17 protein-coding genes are annotated in these 18,617 nt (G+C 60.4%); 7 read left to right on the forward strand and 10 right to left on the reverse strand.

Annotated elements, in window-relative coordinates:
• Positions 1-266: 266 nt before the first annotated feature.
• Together ACSQ36_RS38960 and ACSQ36_RS38965 are read right to left on the reverse strand one after the other, a co-directional pair.
• Complete coding sequence (locus ACSQ36_RS38960; protein WP_436186228.1) at positions 267-1,418, reverse strand: MFS transporter; 1,152 nt, start codon at positions 1,416-1,418, stop codon at positions 267-269.
• The gene (locus ACSQ36_RS38965) at positions 1,415-2,221 is read right to left on the reverse strand and encodes a DeoR/GlpR family DNA-binding transcription regulator (RefSeq protein WP_436186229.1); all 807 of its coding nucleotides are present in this window, start codon (positions 2,219-2,221) and stop codon (positions 1,415-1,417) included. The genes ACSQ36_RS38960 and ACSQ36_RS38965 overlap by 4 nt, the downstream gene beginning before the upstream one ends.
• Before the next feature lie 232 nt (positions 2,222-2,453).
• Here ACSQ36_RS38965 and ACSQ36_RS38970 point away from each other — a divergent pair, with 232 nt between their 5' ends.
• Positions 2,454-2,855 carry a hypothetical protein gene (locus tag ACSQ36_RS38970; RefSeq protein ID WP_436186480.1) on the forward strand — a complete coding sequence of 134 codons (402 nt, stop codon included), beginning with the start codon at positions 2,454-2,456 and terminating at the stop codon, positions 2,853-2,855.
• A gap of 125 nt (positions 2,856-2,980) precedes the next feature.
• On the opposite strand, the gene ACSQ36_RS38975 is transcribed toward ACSQ36_RS38970, so the two are convergent.
• On the reverse strand, positions 2,981-4,882 hold the full coding sequence (locus ACSQ36_RS38975) for a putative bifunctional diguanylate cyclase/phosphodiesterase (RefSeq protein ID WP_436186230.1): 1,902 nt from the start codon (positions 4,880-4,882) through the stop codon (positions 2,981-2,983).
• A 461-nt stretch (positions 4,883-5,343) separates the two neighbouring features.
• Here ACSQ36_RS38975 and ACSQ36_RS38980 point away from each other — a divergent pair, with 461 nt between their 5' ends.
• On the forward strand, positions 5,344-5,643 hold the full coding sequence (locus tag ACSQ36_RS38980) for a VF_A0006 family four-cysteine protein (RefSeq protein ID WP_436186231.1): 300 nt from the start codon (positions 5,344-5,346) through the stop codon (positions 5,641-5,643).
• 230 nt (positions 5,644-5,873) lie between these two features.
• On the opposite strand, the gene ACSQ36_RS38985 is transcribed toward ACSQ36_RS38980, so the two are convergent.
• From ACSQ36_RS38985 to ACSQ36_RS39015, 7 genes are all read right to left on the reverse strand, one after another.
• Positions 5,874-6,665: a phytanoyl-CoA dioxygenase family protein gene (locus tag ACSQ36_RS38985; protein ID WP_436186232.1), complete on the reverse strand. Its 792-nt coding sequence runs from the start codon at positions 6,663-6,665 to the stop codon at positions 5,874-5,876.
• A 116-nt stretch (positions 6,666-6,781) separates the two neighbouring features.
• On the reverse strand, positions 6,782-7,609 hold the full coding sequence (locus ACSQ36_RS38990) for an ABC transporter permease (protein ID WP_436186233.1): 828 nt from the start codon (positions 7,607-7,609) through the stop codon (positions 6,782-6,784).
• A gap of 12 nt (positions 7,610-7,621) precedes the next feature.
• A complete protein-coding gene (locus ACSQ36_RS38995; RefSeq protein WP_436186481.1) occupies positions 7,622-8,866 on the reverse strand; it encodes an ABC transporter permease in 1,245 nt (414 codons plus the stop codon).
• A 32-nt stretch (positions 8,867-8,898) separates the two neighbouring features.
• Complete coding sequence (locus ACSQ36_RS39000; protein ID WP_436186234.1) at positions 8,899-9,963, reverse strand: ABC transporter substrate-binding protein; 1,065 nt, start codon at positions 9,961-9,963, stop codon at positions 8,899-8,901.
• 1 nt (position 9,964) lies between these two features.
• On the reverse strand, positions 9,965-11,122 hold the full coding sequence (locus ACSQ36_RS39005) for an ABC transporter ATP-binding protein (protein WP_436186235.1): 1,158 nt from the start codon (positions 11,120-11,122) through the stop codon (positions 9,965-9,967).
• Positions 11,123-11,193: 71 nt separating this feature from the next.
• Entirely contained in the window at positions 11,194-12,336 is a 1,143-nt protein-coding gene (locus ACSQ36_RS39010) for an SRPBCC family protein (protein ID WP_436186236.1), read from the reverse strand.
• A gap of 212 nt (positions 12,337-12,548) precedes the next feature.
• Positions 12,549-13,472, reverse strand: coding sequence for a LysR family transcriptional regulator (locus ACSQ36_RS39015; protein WP_436186237.1), 924 nt, complete (start codon positions 13,470-13,472; stop codon positions 12,549-12,551).
• Between the two features lie 157 nt (positions 13,473-13,629).
• Between ACSQ36_RS39015 and ACSQ36_RS39020 the strand changes: the two genes are divergently transcribed.
• The 5 genes from ACSQ36_RS39020 to argE all read left to right on the forward strand — a co-directional run bounded on the left by ACSQ36_RS39020 (position 13,630) and on the right by argE (position 18,038).
• Positions 13,630-14,172: a flavin reductase family protein gene (locus ACSQ36_RS39020; RefSeq protein WP_436186238.1), complete on the forward strand. Its 543-nt coding sequence runs from the start codon at positions 13,630-13,632 to the stop codon at positions 14,170-14,172.
• 81 nt (positions 14,173-14,253) lie between these two features.
• The gene (locus ACSQ36_RS39025; protein ID WP_436186239.1) at positions 14,254-15,738 is read left to right on the forward strand and encodes a 4-hydroxyphenylacetate 3-hydroxylase family protein; all 1,485 of its coding nucleotides are present in this window, start codon (positions 14,254-14,256) and stop codon (positions 15,736-15,738) included.
• A gap of 7 nt (positions 15,739-15,745) precedes the next feature.
• Positions 15,746-16,159, forward strand: coding sequence for a RidA family protein (locus ACSQ36_RS39030; RefSeq protein ID WP_213762826.1), 414 nt, complete (start codon positions 15,746-15,748; stop codon positions 16,157-16,159).
• 13 nt (positions 16,160-16,172) lie between these two features.
• The gene (locus ACSQ36_RS39035) at positions 16,173-16,844 is read left to right on the forward strand and encodes a DUF1028 domain-containing protein (protein WP_436186240.1); all 672 of its coding nucleotides are present in this window, start codon (positions 16,173-16,175) and stop codon (positions 16,842-16,844) included.
• A gap of 3 nt (positions 16,845-16,847) precedes the next feature.
• Positions 16,848-18,038, forward strand: coding sequence for an acetylornithine deacetylase (gene argE, locus ACSQ36_RS39040; protein ID WP_436186241.1), 1,191 nt, complete (start codon positions 16,848-16,850; stop codon positions 18,036-18,038).
• Positions 18,039-18,617 lie beyond the last annotated feature (579 nt).

The raw sequence follows: 18,617 nt of genomic DNA on the forward strand, positions 1-18,617 counted from the left end.
AAAACACCTGTTGACACGGAAAGTCATATCAGAAATGACGTGCCGCCACGCACAGTGGCTAACAGTGATAAAGAGAAAATCCGACTCAGGCAGACCGCCACGGCCGAAAGCAGCAACCCGGCATAGACTCCGACCGCTAGCCCCAGAACCGACCAACCCGGCATAGACCCCGACCGCTAGCCCCGGAACCGACCAACCCGGCATCAACCCCAACCACTAACCCCAAACCCGCCCACCCGGCAGGTCCCACGCCCAACGCTTAGCGTTTAAACCACCCGCTCGACGCCAGCCCGGCTCACGGCTTTCCCCCCCACCACACAGACGATCAAAGCAGCCAGCAAAAGCCCACACAACGCGAGCCGCAAACCCAGTAAACCTGCGCCGAGCCCGATCACCGGCGGTCCCACCAAAAAACCGGCATAACCCGCCGTAGCGGCCATGGAAACACCAACAGCCGGCGTTGTCGTTGAACGGCCCGCGGCACTAAAGATCACCGGCACGATGTTAGCCAGACCGATCCCCACAAGCGCGAACCCCACGCAAGCGGTGACCACGTTCGGATAACCCAGCACCAGCGCCAAGCCCAGGGCTGCGATAAGCCCTCCAAACGCGACCACGACGCTCGCGCCCAAGCGTCGAACCGATACATCTCCGACCACGCGGCATGCCGCCATCGCGAACGCAAACGACGAATAGCCGAGCGCCGCTGCGCTTGCTTGCGTGTCGAGCGCCGAGCGCAGGAACACCGCGCTCCAGTCCGCCACCGCGCCTTCAACCAGCATGCAGAGAAAGGCAAGGGCAGCGAGTTTCATGACGCCCGCGCTAGGCAAGGTAAAGCCGCTAGCCGACGCTAATCCCCTCGGTCCAATATCCCGCAGCGCAAGTACAGCGCTGATCAAAATGAGCGCGCCGATAACGACATCAGGCAGCAGCAATCCACCCATCGTGCCGATACCATTGGCCTGAAGCGCCGCGCCCGCCGCCGCTCCCAACAGGCCGCCCATGCTCCACGCCGCATGAAACGACGACATGATCGGCGCCTGCCATTCGCCTTCGATCGCGCTGGCATGTCCGTTCATCGATACATCCAGTGCGCCATTCGCAGCGCCCAACACAAAGAGCACGACGCATAACAAAGCGAAGTCCGGCACTAGCGCGGGCAAGGGCAGCGCAATAACAAATGCAACGCCCAGGAATGCTGTGACGCGGCCGCTTCCGAAACGCGGCGCGAGGCGGCCCGCAAGCGGCATGGCGACAATCGCGCCCAACGCAAAACAGAACAGCGCGATCCCGAGCGATGCATCATTTAGCGATAAAGCTTCCTTGATCCGCGGGACTTCGACGGCCCACGCACCAATGCCCAGCCCGTTAGCAAGAAACACCGCCGTGGTGGCAATGCGTTCAGCGACAGGTCTCATGATCGGGCCCCCGCATGCGCCACGATCACGTTGCCGCAGATTTTTTCGAACTCGCCTAGCCGCTGCGCAGAGACATCCGCCTCCACGATCAAATGCTCAATGCCGGACGCCGACACCACGAAAAAGGGCGCCGCTGTCATCAGCTTCTCGGACGTGATCGCGATGGCGACCTGACCGCTCGATTTGACCATCGCGCGTTTAAGTTCGGCTTCCTCCGCCTCGAATGCAGCCACGCCCTCGTCCGGGTCGATGGCGCAAGCGCCCAGGAAACACAGATCGGCCTTGATCTGCTGTACCTGCAAAAGGGCCGTGGCCCCAAGCGACCCCGCGCCACGCGCGCTCATCCGGCCGCCAATCAGAATGACATCGAAACCCGCGCGATCGAGCAGACGCGAACAGGCATCGGGGGAGTTCGTCACGACCGTGAGATCGGCGTTGTCCGGAAGCGCGGCCGCGATAGCGACGTTGGTCGACCCGGCATCGAGCAGGATGATCTGCCGCGGCCGGACGATGGATGCCGCCGCAACGGCCAGTTGGGCCTTGCGGTCAGCCGCCTGGCGCAGACGGGTGGACCCGGCCGGTGCAGCGGGGGAGATCAGCAGCGCACCGCCGTACACACGCTTGCAATGACCCGCGTCTGCCAGATCGCGCAGATGGCGGCGAACCGTGTGTTCGGAGGTGTTGAATTCGAGCGCGAGTTCAGCCGCCAGTACGCGGCCGTGCGTTCGTAGCCTGTCGAGAATCAGCTTTGCGCGTTCGTCGGGAAGCAACCCGTCTACGGCGTCACGCCTGCTTCTTTGCATGGTGTCGGTCTCTGTCCGGATTTATTCGTTTGCTCTAAATCGATCATAAGTGAGCATAAGTTATCGTAAACGAGCGAGTGTGGGCAAATTTTTTTGTTCGTCTTTCGTGGCGGTGAAACCTGATCTGACCAGCGCGGCGAATCTGGCAGGAGCAGCCGTTCTTCGCTTTCAACCCTTCGGGCAAGGTGCCATTACAATCGAGCACTCCGATCAGACAACCGTGACTTGCTCCATGAGATACCTCTTTGCATTGACACTGGCGGCGGTCGTCGCGACCGCAAGCATGGCCGCGAACGCCCAAACATCCGAGGGCAGCGACACACCCAAACAGCAATGCGCCATTGGGTATGTCACCGGCGTGGGGGGATCGGCACAGAGCATTCGTGAATACCTTGCGACGCCCGACAGAGACAGATATCGCTTCCTTGCAGACCACCCGATCCAATGCCAGGTTTCCGACGAGGGTCGCGCGTCCGGATGTACGGGCATCACAAGCCTTCGGCATGAAAAAGTCAGCGTGTACGACGACATCGACAGCGCGACAATGGCCGTGGTCGCGCGGGTGGAACTCGACCACGGGACGTACCCGGTGATTATCGTGGTGCCAAGGGAGGATGTGCAATGCGAGGAGTGAATGCCCTCACGCCACTAATCGATGACCAAGCTGGCAGAGAAGCTTGAACGTGAGCTTCGCTTTTCCGGCAAACCGCCAGCGGCAATCAACCGACAACCAACCCTCCACCCCCGCCCAGCCGACTTTCAGAGTTGCGAAATACTCTCGATTCGCTCCGAGCGGCCAAGAAAAAATCCCTGCGCGCTGGTACATCCACAAGCCCGCACAAAGCTCAGTTGCTCATACGTTTCGATACCTTCCGCCGTGGTGGGAATCCCCAGTTCGTGGGCGAGCGCCACGATCCCGCGAACCACCGCCGCCGACTCCCGTCGATGCACGGATTCGCGCACAAACGAGCTGTCGATCTTCAGTGTATCGAACGAAAAGCGGCATAGATTCGAGAGCGTGGAAAAGCCTGTTCCAAAGTCATCGAGCGCGAGCCCGATACCCATGGCGCGAAGTTTTTGCACGTTGCGCCGGGTTGGAACATCGTCGCTCATGAGCACGGTTTCCGTGACCTCGATGTCCAGGCGCGACGGCGGCAACCCCGACTCCTCCATGACGGACGCAACCAGATCCGCGAACGAATCCTCCCGCAGCTGCACAGGCGATACGTTCACCGCCACGACCACCGGCTCGCGCCAGCGCGCCGCTTCCGCACAGGAGCGCCGGAGCACCCATTCCCCCAGCGGCAGGATCAGGCCCGTTCGCTCTGCAATGGGAACGAAGGTCGTGGGCGGCAACTCGCCTCTCGTGGGATGTGTCCAGCGGACCAGTGCTTCGCGTCCCGTGACCACTCCGCTGGCCAGATTGACGATCGGTTGATATTCCATCCGCAAGCCGCTGCCAAATGATTGAAGCGCGCCTTCCAGGTCGCTTCGCAGGAGGCTCAAGCTGTCGTCGGAGGCGTGCGCCTTGGCATCGAATACGGCAAAGGCGCTTTTACCGCTGCGCTTGACCGCGTACAACGCACGGTCGGCGCATATGAGGAGTTGCGGTCCCGTTTCCCCGTGCTCGGGATATTGCGAGATTCCGACGCTAGCGCCAATTCGCACCAGCACCTCGTTAAGCAGGAACGGACGCCCGAGGGTTTTCACAATCTGATCCGCCAGCAGCCGGACCTCTTCGCTGACGGAGGCGTTACCGGAAATCGCGACGAATTCATCGCCCGCCAGACGGCCGACAACGTCCCCCTGGCGCAAGACCGCTCGCAAGCGCTTGGCGGATTCCTGAAGCACCAGGTCGCCGGCCGCGTGCCCGAGGCTGTCGTTGATGGCCTTGAAACCGTCAAGATCAATCAGCAGCACTGCGAACGATCCGGGCCTGAGCGCCGGCTCGGCATCGGTACGGTTCAGCAAGAGTTCGCTGATGCGGGCGCGGTTCGGCAGGCCCGTGAGGCTATCGTGCCGGGCGAGGCGGTTACTGGTTTCCTGCGCGAGCAGCAGCGCGACGGTGTCCTTGTTGCTGCGGATAGCCACGGTAAAAAAACCGGCTGCGCAAAACGGTGCCTGGAACAACAAGACGATTTTTCCAGACGCCGGAGACAGCGCAGCACCGATTCCGAGCAGCGTAAAGATGACGGAGATCTGGATCAGGACAAGCCGGGGTATGCCTGCGTTACGGCCGGCCAGTCCGCCTACCACGCCCACTGCGCAAACGTTGCCCAACAGGAAAAGTGTCTGGTCTCCGCTGATATTGCATAAGAGTGCGCCGAGTCCGAGAAGCGCGCTCCACAGGATGCTGGCAAGCAGGAACAGCGATGTCGGCGTGGGCTCGTTGCGGGCGCTGCGCTTGCAACAGATGGCGATCAGGGACAGCCGCACGATCAGCAGCGCGATTACGGCGAGCGTCCATAACGCGTAGCCGACGCCCGGATGGAGATAATAGGCGGTGACGCAAACGCTGATCTCGCAAACTGACGCCATCGCGATCGACGTCGTCCTGGTGAACAGGTTTGACAGCAATATCTGTCGATTATCAGCGCTCAGGTCTTGAGCGGATCCTGCGAGCCATTTGAAAAACGGCAACCTCGGTTCACTAAACGCCATGGCATGCGCAATATAGGTAGGTGCTTGGTTATCGGCGCGATTGGCTTTTTTTTCTGCCCCTAATTATCCGGGTAAATGTGTCCGTTGTTCGAATAATATGATGTTACGCCTGCATGACTTGCTGGTACCGGGAGTATCAGAGGGCGGAACAATGGCGGTTTTTTTGACCAAGGCTCTTGCCAAGCCGATGCCGGACGAAGGCGAGACGGGGACGTGTGGAGGATGACCGGGTTCGCAGGCTTACCGAAAATGATACGGGTTAACGTCTGGTTTGCGCTGCAGCATGGCTAGCCGGGACATCATGAGGAGAGCCCCCTGACGTTAAGCTGTGAGGTCCGCTTTGCGACCGAAGTTAAAATGTAGGGAATGACGCGGCGGATTCATTCTTGTCTCGGAGCGAGTGCATTAGCGAACTCGGATCGAGCATCATGCCGTACGATCTTTTACTTGGAGGATAAAAAATGAAGCGCGGTATTTGCTCATTCGTTGCGTTGATGGTTGCGGCTCCGGGTGTCGCGATGGCATTTAACGAAGACGCGTCATACAACCAGTGCGTGATGCAATCGCTGAAAGGGGTAAGGAGCAGACAGGCGACCGATCTGATTACAACGTCGTGTCGAAAACTCTATAAGGAAAGCGCGTTTCTGAATAATAACGAGAAAAACTATCGCGTTTGTCTGGTTCAGAATCTGCAAGGAATAGAGAACGACTACGCTGCGCAACAAGTGGCTACAGCCTGTCGCCGGGCGAATAGCGGCTGAGTTGAGATCGGCCTTGGCACCTGCTGGCCTTGGCCATTTATTGCGCTTCGCCGCCTTCTGCCGCACCATTGATCTTCAGCATCCGGGCCGAGCCGATATGAGCGTCGAATAGCGACTATTCCAAGGCCTAAATTCAGCAGGCAAATCCCGCGCCAATGACAGGACGTCAACGGGTCTCCCGAAAAGTTAACAGCGAGACCAACGCCGGATATGCCTACCGTCAACACGCCTTAGACGATGAACGGAAACTCCGCTTCGGGCAATGGATCGCCGGAAGCAAGCCGGCCAGCCAGTTCAGGATAGGGCGGTGAGGTCTCGCCACCGCGGTCCACATAGTGCGCGCCATCGCCGAGCCATCGGAACGAAACGACACGCCGCGATTGCTGCCCCGCCACGTTACCCGGCGCTCCGTGTACCGTATGAAAGTTAAACGCTATGGCGTCGCCCGGCTCCAGATCCCAACCGAGGATTTGATACGCATCCCGGTTCGCATCGATGTCCGGCAACTCTTCCAGCCGATCCGACTTGTGGTCATACGCCACGCCGCTGAACTTGCGCGGACGGAACAGCTTTCCCCACTTGTGGGACCCGGCCACGAACTCGACGCACGTCTCGCGAGGCACCGGATCGAGTGGAATCCATAGGCTGACGGCTTGCTCGGCGCTGACGCAGTAGTAGGGCTCATCGTGATGCCATGGCGTGAGCTTCGCCGCACCCGCTTCTTTCACCAGCACATGTTCGTGAAAGATGCGTGCACGCTGCGAGCCCATCAAAGCCTGAGCCACCGATGCAGCCGGACTGTGCTCGACAAAATCCCTGAACGGTTCAATGCGCTGCCAGTTGCAGTAGTCGCCGAAAAACCGCCCGGTTGTTTTTTCGGGCGTGTAGTTCCTGAACGAAGGTCCCGGATGAGTGGCGTTGTATTCCACGCCTTCGCGCAAGGGCTCGACCCAGTCTTTAAACACCCCACGCAAGACGGCGGCGCCGTCACGATCGAACGCTTCCCGTTCTGTTGCCAGCATGCTGTTCTCCTTTAACGATTGATCAATCGGCACCGCGCGTCCGGTCTCGTATAAACGCGATTGCCGCTAGTGAAGGAACCGAGCCGGCAAAGCGAACACCGGCTCCCTTAAAGCCTTTAGCTTCCCGGTAACGCCGCTGCCGCGCTGCGTCCGCGAAGCCAGTTGATGCTGGTGAACAGCGCCACCGCGAACAGGATCAGCATGGTGGCCACCGCGAGTATCGATGGATCGATCGAATCGCGAATGCCGCTCCACATCTGGCGCGGTACGGTCCGTTGATCCGGCCCGCCGATAAACAGAATCACGATGACTTCATCGAACGAGGTGGCGAACGCAAACACGCTGCCCGTGGCCACGGCCGGTGCGATCAACGGCAACGTGACGCGGCGAAAAGCGATCCATGGCGTTGCCCCCAATCCCGACGCCGCGCGAATGAGGCTCTGGTCAAACGAGAGCAGGGACGCTGTCACGGTGATCACCACGAACGGCGTGCCGAGCGCCGCATGCGCGAGCACGACGCCAACGTAGGAATTGACGAGACCGAGCGGCGCGAAGACCAGATAGAACCCGGCAGCAACGACCACGATGGGGATGATCATCGGCGAGATGAGCAGCGGCATGATGACCGCGCGAAACGGAAAATTCGCCCGGCTCAGGCCCAGCGCCGCGAGCGTGCCGAGGCAGGTGGCAAGCACCGTGGATGCTGTGCCAATGCCGATGCTGTTGAGGAACGCACGTTGCCAGTCGCTGCTGCCGAGCGCTTTCGCATACCAATGCAGCGAGAAGCCTTGCATCGGATAAGAAAAGTACGAGCCGGTGTTGAACGACAGCGGCACGATGGCCAGGATGGGCGCGATCAGGAAGAACAGGATGAGCGCCGAATGCACGCGCAACCACTTCGACGCAATGCGTTCGGAGAGTACGAGATGGCGCTGGCTTTGCATGAGTCCCGCCCCTTAGCCGAAGCGCAGCCGGTCGATGCCGACGAGCCGGTTGAACACGAAATAGAACACGGCAGTGAAGATCACGAGATACGCCGACAACGCACCGGCCAGCCCCCAGTTGAGCTGTTCGTTGGTCTGCGCCGCAATCAACTGGCTGATCATTTCGTCACCGGCGCCGCCCAGCAATGCAGGCGTGATGTAGTAACCGAGCGCAAGCACGAATACGAGGAAGCAGCCTGCGCCGACACCCGGCAAAGTCTGCGGCACATAGATGCGGATGAACGCGGTGACCGGATGCGCGCCGAGCGATTGCGCCGCGCGCATATACACCGGCGACACGCTTTTCATGACCGAATAGATCGCGAGGATCATGTAGGGCAGGAGGATATGCGTCATGCCGATCAACACGCCGGTCCGATTGAACAAGAGCGGCAATGGATGGCTGACGAGACCCATCCCCATGATCAAGCTGTTGATGACCCCGCCCGGTTGCAGGAGCACGTACCACGCGGTCGTGCGCACGAGCAGCGACGTCCAGAACGGCACGATCACCAGCAGCATGAGGCGATTGCTCTTGGCCGCCGGCAGGGTGGCGAGCAAATACGCGACCGGATAACCCAGCACGAGGCACAACAGCGTGACCGACGCACTGATCCATACGGTGCGCGCAAACGCGTTGACGAACACGGAACTGTCAGCGGGCAGGGAGGCGATCGAACCGTCAGGCGTGACGGTGGCGTCGACGGCGGCTAACAGATAGTCGGGCGTAGGCGACACAGCGGAGCGCTTCAGGATGCGCCAGATGTCATGCGTGCCCCAACGCGGATCGAGTTCGATCAACGTTGGTTTCCAGGCGGGCGGCGCAGTCTCGGGCAACTGGCGCGCGGTGCGCATCAGCAAGCTGCGAAACTCCGGTAGGTAAAAATTCAGCCGCCGCGCGACGGTTCCCAATTGCCCTTCGTCGGACGCACGGCGCATATCGGCTGCGAGGATGGCAAAGGTGTGCTCGTCGGGCAGACCTTCGCCGTTCCATGCCTTGAGCGCTTGCGACAATGCCGGCAGGTTCACCGGCACCTCGCGATTTTCGACACTCCGTGACAGCAGGATCGCGATGGGCGCAATGAAGGTGGCGAGGAGGAACAACAGCAGCGGCAGCGCAAGCAGGAGTGCCTGGGCCGACGCCCGGCGTCGGGTTTTCGCATACGCCGTCCGTCCGTCGGCCCCCGAGCTAGCGGATACGTCAGCCGGCTCCTGCAGATTGCTGGTCACTGTCACGGTCACGGGTCGCCTTACTGTGTCAGCCAGACCTGGAAGCGCTTGTTGATCTGGTCGGCGTTATCCGCCCAGAAGCTCGCGTTGATCTGCAGTGCATGTTTGAAGTTGGCGGGAGCCGTCGGCAAGTCGTTCAGGCGATCCTTCGCAATCAGAGGAATGGCGTCCTTGCGCGGCGGTGCGTAAGCAATGTACTTCGTCAGGTCTGCGTAGCTTTGTGCGGTCGAGGCGGAAACAATGAACTTGGCTGCGGCGTCGCCGTTCTTCGCGCCCATCGGAATGCCCCACCATTCGAAGTCGTAGACCTGGCCATCCCACACTGATACGAATGGCTTGTGGTCTTTGTGCACCGCGTCGTCAATACGCCCGTTGTAGACCTGTGTCATGACCACCGCGCCGTCGGAGAGCAACTGCGGCGGCTGCGCGCCGGCTTCCCACCAGACTATGCTCGGCTTGATCGTGTCGAGTTTCTTGAACGCGCGGTCGACGCCGGCGGGCGTGCCGAGCACCTTGTACACATCGGCGGTTTTCACGCCGTCGGCGAGCAGCGCCCATTCGAGCGTCACCTTCGGCGACTTGCGCAAGCCGCGTTTTCCAGGGTATTTCTTCAGGTCGAAGAAGTCGTTGATGGTGGTCGGCGGGGTCTTGAGTTTGGTGGTGTCGTAGGCGTAGACGGTCGACCAGACCATGGCGGCTACCGCGCAATCCATGATCGAACCGGGAATGAACGCGCTGGTATTGCCGAGCGTCTTGCGGTCTATCTTGCGCAACAGGCCTTCGTCGCAACCGGTGATGGCGTCGTTGGATTCAAGGTCGATTAAGTCCCATGTCGGGTTCTTGGCCTGTTCCATGGCGGACAGCTTGGCGAGGCCGCCATCGTACGATTCAGTCGAGAAGCCGATGCCGGTGGCTGCCGTGAACGGCTCGAAGAACGCTTTCTTCGCCGCGGTCTCGTAAGCGCCGCCGAAGGTTACGACCGAGATGGTATCGGCTGCATGTGCGGTGGCGGCGAACAAGCTTGCCGCTGTAAGTGCGAGTCCGGCGATGCCCGTCAGACCGGTTCGAACGAGTGTTGCTTTCATGTCAGTGGACTCCTGCGGTGAAGGACGGAGCAGGGCCGCGGGTAATAGTAGCGGCCGTTGCGAGGATCTTGCAGTCGTCGTGGCGCCATGCCACGGCGGTTGCACTGCCGAGTGACGGAAGATCGTGGTGCTGCGTATTCGGGACTTTGACGATGATGCTGTCGCCATGACCAAGCTCCCCGAGTTTCAAGTGAACGCGGTGGTGATCGCCGCAATACACGAGTTCTTCCACGCGCGCGCTCACCAGGTTGGTGTCCGCGGCGTTCTGCGCAGCGTCAGCAGACGCTATGTGCGCGCGCTCCGGGCGCAGCGCCAGCATCGCTTCCTCGCCGTTCCGTAGACCCCGCCCGCAGCGGCCGCGAATGACCGTGCCACCCGGCAGTTCCAGCGTCGCCCAGCTTGTGTCCTGTTCGAGCACCCGACCCGTCAAGCCGTTGTTCTCGCCAACAAAATTCGCCACGAACGCGTTGTGCGCGTTTTCATAGAGTTCGGTCGGGGTCGCTGCCTGCTGGATGCGGCCATCGGAGAACACGGCTACCCGGTCTGACATGGTCAACGCTTCCGCCTGGTCATGCGTCACATAAACCACCGTCAATCCCAACTCGCGATGCAGCCGCATGATTTCGTATTGCATGGTTTCGCGCAGCCGCTTGTCCAGTGCGCCCAGCGGTTCGTCCATCAACACCACGCTCGGCTCAAACACGAGCGCGCGGGCGAGGGCGACACGCTGCTGCTGCCCGCCGGACAACTGCGACGGCCGGCGGGAAGCCAGTTGCGGCAACTCGACCATCTCCAGCGCCCGTTTCACGCGCGCCTTTTGTTCTGCTCGGCCAATGCCTCGTACCGACAACGGAAACGCAATGTTCTGCTCGATCGTGAGGTGCGGGAAGAGCGCGTAGTTCTGAAACACCATGCCGATGTCGCGCTGATGCGGCGGTTTATCGTCGAGGCGTTTTCCATTCAGGCGGATCTCTCCCTGAGTTGCCGACTCGAAACCGGCAAGCATCATCAGCGTGGTCGTCTTTCCAGAACCGGACGGTCCGAGCAGCGAGACGAATTCGCCTTTCGCTACGTCGAGATCGAGCCCTTCCACGACGTAATGAACGCCGTCATACGTCTTGCTCACGCCCGCGAAGGAGATGAAGGAGTGGGTTGACATCGTGTCGTGGGCTCCGGGTTTCAGATCGGTGTTGCGTTGCGTGTCTTGCTGCGAGCGTCGTGCTTCGTGCATCAGGCAAGCTGCTGCGCGAGATAACGCGCGAAGTCGTAGTTCGGCCGTTCGAGGTGACTGAGATGGCCGGGTTTTGCAAGCGGCGCCTGCACGCCACGGAACACGGCCTGCACGCCTCGCCGGTCTTCCTCGTTGACTGCGTCCAGCAACTCTTTCAGCGACGCCATGTATTGCCCAGCCAACGGATCCGCGATGAACTCAGGCGCCAGCCCGCCGCCGAAGCGGATATGAACGCGGCCCGTTCCCAGCGGTTGCAGCACGAGGTACCAGAAATAACCCGGCGTCAGCGTGACAAGATGAGTCGGGTAGATCGCGAGCAGCGCGGTCGTCTTGCGCCAGTGTCCTTGAAGGCGCTGGTTATCCGGATGCGCCTGGCCGATAGGCAGCGACGCTTCCTTGGTGATCCAGTGGTAATTGAACGCGTCGCTGCCGGGTGGGCATTCCATCTCGTCGAGGCGCGAATGCGGCCCGACCGTTGCCCGATGCAGCATGGGCAGGTGATAACTCTCCATGAAGTTTTCGGCCAGGATTTTCCAGTTCGTATCCCAGACGTGCTCTTCGTAGAATGTTTCCTTGTAATCGGCCATGCCGTAGTCGGCGATCAGATCCGTGAGGCCGGCGAGTTTCTCTGCGACCGGCTGTGCATTCGCGTCGAGCGTGACGTAGATCCAGCCTTGCCAGGCTTCGCATCGCACCGTGGGTAATAGGTAGTTTTCCTTACAAAATCCGCTTTGGCGCTCCATCATGGGGGCGCCGTGGAGCTTGCCATCGAGCGTGTAGTTCCATGCGTGGTACGGACATACGATGCGCCGGGTGTTGCCGCGCCCTTCTAGCAACACTGACATCCTATGCAGGCACACGTTGGAAAACGCCTTCAACTCCAGGTGCTCGTCGCGCAGGACGACGATCGGCTGACCGTCGATATCGGCCGTGAGATAGTCGCCCGCTCCGCCAAGCGCACTCGCCCGGCCGACACACAGCCATTCGCGACGAAAAATACGTTCTTGTTCCAGCGCCAGGAAATCAGGCGAGGTGTAGACCGCGGGCGGCATTGAGCGTGCATCGCTGAACGGGCGTTCGCAGTTGGCCTGCAACTGGCGGACGATGTCCGGGCCAGCGCCGGATGTGTTCGACGTTGTCATCGAGGATGCCGTTGCAGAACCCATCGCGCCTCCTTTCCCATTCAGTGACCATTCAGTGAATGTGGCAACCCGCTCAATCGTGGATACGGGTTGCTCGCTGCATGGACATCAATCTATCAAGTCAAATTACCAGCCAAAATATTGTTTTTGCATGTAGAACCAAGCTTTTTCCTATCTAGCCGGGTTTCTTCAATCCGTGCATTCCCGTCCATTCAGCCGCCATGCTGGCGCTTGATTTCCGCTTCGCAGAACGCAGCGAAATGCTGGACGACTTGCCGGAGTTTCATGCTTCTGGATTGGGCGATACCCAGCGTGGTCGCGTTCACTTCGTCCTTGAACTGCTTGATCACGAAGTCTTCGCCATCCACGGTGCGGCTTGATTTGAGCGGGAAGTTGAGGATGCTGTAGCCCAGGCCGTTCGCCACCATGCCGCGGACAACTTCAGGCTGTGACGACTTGAACGCCGCAATCGGCCGGTCACCGACGGCGTCGAAGAGTCCGGCGAAGTATTCGCGGCTGTGCGGCAGGTCGAGCATGACGTAAGGCTCGTCGCGCAGGTCGGCCAGCGCGACGCTGCGCGCGCGTGCCAGCCTGTGTGTCCTGGGCAGGATCACATAGGGCGGCAATGACAGCAGCGGCGTGAAGGCGATGTCGTCGGTCAGGTCGAGGTTGTAAGTAAGCGCTATATCCAGGGAACCATCGTGCAGGCCCCGCAGCAAATCCTCCTGATGTGCTTCGAGCGTACGGAACGCAATGCCCGCGTGATCGGCGAGGAAGCGGCTCATCATCGCGGGCATGAGCGGCGGTGCGAGCGAGACGAGGCAGCCGAGCGTGATGGCGCCGGACATGCCGCCGTCCATTTCCTTGGCGGCCGTCTGCAGCTCCTCCGCGTTCTTGAGCAGGTCGCGTGCGCGCCCGAGCATGTCCCGGCCCGCCTGCGTCAGGGATAACCCGCTCGCGTGATGACGAATAAAAAGCTGGACCCCGAACGACACCTCCAGGTCCGCCAGCGCGGTGGAGATGGACGGCTGCGAGATATGCAGCAGCTTGGCCGCGGCCGTGAACGACAAGACTTCCGCCGTGACGACGAAGTACCTCAACTGACGCAGCGAATAGCGTAATTGCGCAGGTTCCATGATCCGCCCCGTGGTCTTTTCTAGCGCTTATTGTGCGTGGACATAAATGGGCTTGCATAGGCAAAAGCGATGATTTGCATTTTTGAAATATGTTTTTCGGATGCGTCGCCCGAGCGTAGATTTTGCGAAAGGCTAGCGGACACGCGAGGGGGACGACATGCAACGAGACAACAGTTCAACGGAAGGTGAAGGCAAGGTCAGGGACGTAGACGCCTTGCGCGCTGCATTCCTGGATTCCATGGCGTCGAACTCCACCTCGGTTCACGTGGTGACGACCGGCAGCGGCGACCAGCGCTTCGGCGTCACGGTCAGCGCCTGCAGTTCAGTATGTGCGGACCCGCCCACGCTGCTGGTCTGCATCAACACGCGCAGCCCCGCCAATGCGGCGGTAGCGGCCAACGGCGTGTTCGCGGTGAATCTGCTGAACGTGGCGCAACGCGGTATAGCGGATACGTTCGCCGGGCGCTCGTCGACGGCCAAGCCCTTCGACTTTTCCTGCTGCACGAATACGGCCGGCACGTTGGATGTGCCGCTTATCGACGGCGCGGTCGCCGCGCTTGAATGCCGCGTGGTGGCGCAGCAGGTTATTGGCACGCACACGGTGTTTTTCGGCGAAGTGGCGGCTGTCACCCGCGCGCCGGTGACGCACATGCCCTTGCTCTACTGCAAGCGCGACTACGGCCAGTTCCTGGCGTTTTAAACGATCCCGTTCTAGACGATCCAGACAGGCCGGCATGCACCCATTTCCGAACGACATTCCCAACGGACCGAGGCACAGTAAATGATCAGAACCGGCGAGCAGTATCGCGATTCCATTCGTGACGGACGGCAAGTCTGGATCAACGGCGAACGCGTGAACGACGTGACCACGCACCCCATGTTCAAGCCTATCGTCGATATCCGTGCGCGTATCTATGACATGGCGAACGAGAAAGCGACGCAGGGCATCATGAGCTATGTGGATGAAAAGACCGGTGAGCGCAACGCCATCGGCCTGAAGCTGCCTTATACGCAGCAGGACTGGCATGACAAGCGGCTAGCGGTGGATACCGTGCTCGACGACGTGGGCGGTATTGCAACGCGGGTGGGCGATGAAACCATCGGCGAGATGTGGTCGCTGTATGACGGCAAGGATGTGCTCAACGAAGTGGACCCGCGTTTTGCGGAAAATATTGAGCGCCACATTCATCGGACGCTGCACGAGGACCCGTTCCATGTGTCCGCGAACACAGACCCGAAGGGCGATCGTTCGAAACCGCCTCAGGAGCAGGACCCCGACATGCTTCTGCATGTGGTGAAAGAAACCGATGCCGGCATTGTTGTGCGCGGCGCCAAGTATGAAACGGCCGCCGCCTATGCGAACCAGGCCTTCGTCAAGCCGACCATCGCCAACTGGGGTGATGCGAAACTCTCCGACTATGCGGTTGGTTTCATCGTCAACATGTCTGCGCCGGGGCTCAAGTTCATCTGCCGTACGGGCTTCGCGGGCCGCGCGAATCCGGAGGACTATCCGCTCTCCAACCGCTGCGATGAAATCGATACATTGCTGATCTTTGACAACGTCCTGATCCCGTGGGAAGACGTGCTGTTTTATCAGCACACGAAGGCGGCCACGTTCATTCGCGCCACGCTGCATCGCTATAGCGCGTTTGCGTTCGTTCAGCGCAACCTGCGTCTGGCCGACCTGATGATTGGCACGGCGCTGTTCAATGCGCGTCAGACCGGGCTCGAAAAGCAGCAGGCCGTGCAGGAAAAACTGTCGACCCTCGCGGTGTACAGAGAGACCATCAACGCGCATTTGACCGCATCTATTGCATGCGGTGAGCGCAGTCCTGCGGGGCTGATGATGCCCAACCAGTCGCTGCTTTATACAGGGCGCGTGCAAGCATGTTCGCGGCTTCACGAGATGATGCATCTTGCCCGCGAGCTGTGCGGCGGGCAGATTTGCGTGACGCCGGACGCGGCCTCATTTGCGAATCCCGAGATCAGCGACTGGCTCGACAAGTACTACACCGTCAATGAAAACTGGGTCTCCGACGACCGCCGCAAGTTGCTTGCGTTCGCCCGTGACTTGCTGAATTCCGACTACGCCGGACATCGGCTGACGTTCCAGTTGTTTGCCCAGTCGCCGCCGTTCGCGCATCTGGGCGCCGTGTTCCGCAACTTCGATTTCGACAGTACGCTCGGCTACGTGAAGAAGGCCGCGAACCTGTCGGACCGTGTTGTTCAATTCAGCGCAGAGCCGCGGCTCAAGCGCGTTGTGTGAGGTGTCCATGAGCCATACCCGTATCCGCAAATTCAATACGCGCGAGACCTACCCCGAGCAGAAACTGGACAATGACCTGTGCCAGGCGGTGGTCGCGAACGGCACGGTTTACCTGCGCGGCCAGATTGGCCAGGATCTGGATACGCGCGAATCGGTGGGTGTAGGCGACATCGCCGCGCAGGCCGAAAAAGCCATGGCGAACATTGCGATGCTGCTGGACGAAGCTGGCAGCAAGCTCGAGGATATCTGCAAGATCACGATCTATCTCGTCGATATCCGTTATCGCGAGGCAGTCTATACGGTGGTGGGAAAGTGGTTGAAGGGCGTGTATCCGGTCTCGACCGGGCTCGTGATTTCAGCGCTCGCGCGGCCCGAGTGGCTGGTGGAGATCGACGTGATCGCCGTCATTCCAAATAGTTGAACGGAGTCTTCTTATGACCTTTTCACTGGCTGGCCGATGCGAACGTACAGGCATGGTCGGCGGCATTGTGTGCAGTTCGAGCATTGCGGTCCCCAGCCGTTGCTTGTGGGCCAGCCCGCACGGCGTGGTGCTGAGCCAGAACGTGACCGATCCGCGTCTTGGCGTGCTCGGCCTGAATTTGCTGGCGCAGGGATTCGGTGCGCAGAGCACCTTGCGGCAGTTGCAGGACGCACGGCCCTACGCCGAGTGGCGACAGCTTGCGGTACTGGACACCGACGGTTCGCGAGAAGCGGTGACCGGGGCGAAAGGACTTGGCATTGTCGCGACGAAGGCGGGGCGCGACTGCATCGCGGCGGGGAATCTGCTTGCACACGATGGTATCCCGGCCGCCATGGTCGAAGCCTTCGAAGCGTCTCATGCGAGCTCGCTTGCCGAGCGGTTGATTTTCTCGCTGGAAGCGGGCGCGGCGGCGGGCGGTGAGGCGGGACCCGTGCATTCAGCGGGATTTTGCGTATACGGGCGGGACGTCTGGCCGCTTGCGGAGTTGCGAGTGGACTGGTCCGAAGAACCCATCGCCGACTTGCGCGTGCTCTGGCAGCGCTACGAACCGCAAATGAACGACTATGCGACGCGCGCGAAACGGCCCGAGCAAGCGCCGTCGTATGGCGTACCCGGAGACCTCTAGCTCATGACGCATGCCTTGCTGGATAGCACGCTTGATCTGCTGGATTCCCTGATCGCATTCGATACCCGCAGTTCGGAATCGAATCTCGCGTTGATCGATTTCATCCAGCAGTACCTAAAGCGGCACGACGTGGAGTCGTCCCTCGTATTCGACGAAACCGGGCGTAAGGCGAATCTCTACGCGACCATTGGTCCCAAGGACCGGGCTGGACTCTGCTTGTCCGGTCATACCGATGTAGTTCCCGCCGATGGCCAGCCGTGGACCGTTCCGCCGTTCGAAATGACGCGTGACAGCGATCGTGTGTTCGGCCGTGGCACGGCGGACATGAAGGGGTTTATTGCCGCTGTGCTCGCGAGCGTGCCGCATTTTGTGCAAGCGTGTCGCGAGGTGCCAATCCATCTCGCATTCAGTTACGACGAAGAGGTTGGATGCCGGGGCGTACGTGGCCTCCTGCGTGAACTGGCGGCTGCGCCGGTGAAGCCACTGGCGTGCATTATTGGAGAACCGACCAGCATGCAGGTCGCGGTCGCGCACAAGGGAAAGAAGGCGTACCGATGCTGCGTGAAAGGGCTGGCCGGGCATTCGGCATTGACGCACCTTGGTGTCAACGCGGTGGATTTTGCGGCGGAGCTGGTGACGTTCCTGCGCCGCACGCAACGGGACCTACGCACCCACGCGGCGCTTGATCACGACTTTGACCCTCCCTACACGACGGTTCATACGGGACGCCTGAACGGCGGCATCGCGTTGAACGTAATACCGGATCACGCCGAGGTGGAGTTCGAGATTCGCAATCTGCCCGGTGACAGCGCGGACGTTATCGTGGAATCGATCACCCGTTATGCGGATAACGAAATCGTGGGCGCCATGCGCGAGACGTTTGCGGGCAGTGGCATCGACTGGCTGCAACTGGTCGACTATCCGGCGCTTTCCGACCAGGCTGCTGCGAGCTGGCTGCGGGAATTGGCGTGTGCCGCGGCTGAACGGGAAGACGTGCGAACGCTCGCGTTTGGTACCGAAGGCGGGCTGTTTCAATCGATCGGCATTCCAACCGTGGTGTGTGGCCCAGGTTCGATCGAACAAGGACACAAAGCCGATGAGTATGTTGAACTCGACCAGTTATCGAAATGCCTGAGTTTTCTCGGCAAGCTTTCCATGAACCTGCCCGCTGCTTTGCCGGCCGATCGCTCTTAGGTGCTTGCCTGCGCGGCTTAGGGCGGTGCTTTGGTCGTTGGAGTTGGTCGTTGGGGGTGGTGCCGGGGTTTGGGGTTTGCGGTCGGGGTTGATGCCGGGTTGGTGCTTTCGGCCTTAGTGGTCTGCGAGAGTCGGATTTTCTCTTTATCACTATTAGCCACTGTGCGTGGCGGCACGTCATTTCTTTGTCCAAAGCGACAAAGAAACGAAGCAAAGAAAGCGCTTTTAAAACACGCTACCCTAAGTGTCCACAGCGTGCAGTTTCTATTCATAGGTGCCCCAAAAGCACGGTGCTCGCCAGAGCCACGGATGTTTGAACCCCTCCTTCTCGCGAATCCTGACATGAACACGCTTCGCCCCGTACGCTCTCGGGCAAGCACCATTGCCAAGGAACCCGCGCGGCCTCACGCGTACCGCCGACCGTGGTTTGTGATGGGTTAGCAGCCTGGTTCGTACGGCCATATTCGTGGATCACAGCTTGGTGCCTAGCAGCTCGATGCGTGTTCAGTGCTTCAGTTTTTGGTGAGCTGACCGCGTGCTTACGCGGTTATTTTCGTCGGTTACGGCCTTACGCATTGT

Source organism: Caballeronia sp. LjRoot34, from assembly GCF_964253815.1.
In the GTDB taxonomy this organism is placed as follows: Bacteria; Pseudomonadota; Gammaproteobacteria; order Burkholderiales; family Burkholderiaceae; genus Caballeronia.

Bases quoted from the DNA above. Each gene is read 5' to 3' on its own strand.
- ACSQ36_RS38980 (WP_436186231.1), top strand. From the start codon at position 5,344: ATGAAGCGCGGTATTTGCTCATTCGTTGCGTTGATGGTTGCGGCTCCG.
- ACSQ36_RS39010 (WP_436186236.1), bottom strand. From the start codon at position 12,336: ATGACAACGTCGAACACATCCGGCGCTGGCCCGGACATCGTCCGCCAG.
- ACSQ36_RS39035 (WP_436186240.1), top strand. From the start codon at position 16,173: ATGACCTTTTCACTGGCTGGCCGATGCGAACGTACAGGCATGGTCGGC.
- ACSQ36_RS38960 (WP_436186228.1), bottom strand. From the start codon at position 1,418: ATGAGACCTGTCGCTGAACGCATTGCCACCACGGCGGTGTTTCTTGCT.
- ACSQ36_RS39025 (WP_436186239.1), top strand. From the start codon at position 14,254: ATGATCAGAACCGGCGAGCAGTATCGCGATTCCATTCGTGACGGACGG.
- ACSQ36_RS39000 (WP_436186234.1), bottom strand. From the start codon at position 9,963: ATGAAAGCAACACTCGTTCGAACCGGTCTGACGGGCATCGCCGGACTC.
- ACSQ36_RS39020 (WP_436186238.1), top strand. From the start codon at position 13,630: ATGCAACGAGACAACAGTTCAACGGAAGGTGAAGGCAAGGTCAGGGAC.
- ACSQ36_RS38985 (WP_436186232.1), bottom strand. From the start codon at position 6,665: ATGCTGGCAACAGAACGGGAAGCGTTCGATCGTGACGGCGCCGCCGTC.
- ACSQ36_RS38975 (WP_436186230.1), bottom strand. From the start codon at position 4,882: ATGGCGTTTAGTGAACCGAGGTTGCCGTTTTTCAAATGGCTCGCAGGA.
- ACSQ36_RS38970 (WP_436186480.1), top strand. From the start codon at position 2,454: ATGAGATACCTCTTTGCATTGACACTGGCGGCGGTCGTCGCGACCGCA.
- ACSQ36_RS39030 (WP_213762826.1), top strand. From the start codon at position 15,746: ATGAGCCATACCCGTATCCGCAAATTCAATACGCGCGAGACCTACCCC.
- ACSQ36_RS38965 (WP_436186229.1), bottom strand. From the start codon at position 2,221: ATGCAAAGAAGCAGGCGTGACGCCGTAGACGGGTTGCTTCCCGACGAA.
- argE (WP_436186241.1), top strand. From the start codon at position 16,848: ATGACGCATGCCTTGCTGGATAGCACGCTTGATCTGCTGGATTCCCTG.
- ACSQ36_RS39015 (WP_436186237.1), bottom strand. From the start codon at position 13,472: ATGGAACCTGCGCAATTACGCTATTCGCTGCGTCAGTTGAGGTACTTC.
- ACSQ36_RS38990 (WP_436186233.1), bottom strand. From the start codon at position 7,609: ATGCAAAGCCAGCGCCATCTCGTACTCTCCGAACGCATTGCGTCGAAG.
- ACSQ36_RS39005 (WP_436186235.1), bottom strand. From the start codon at position 11,122: ATGTCAACCCACTCCTTCATCTCCTTCGCGGGCGTGAGCAAGACGTAT.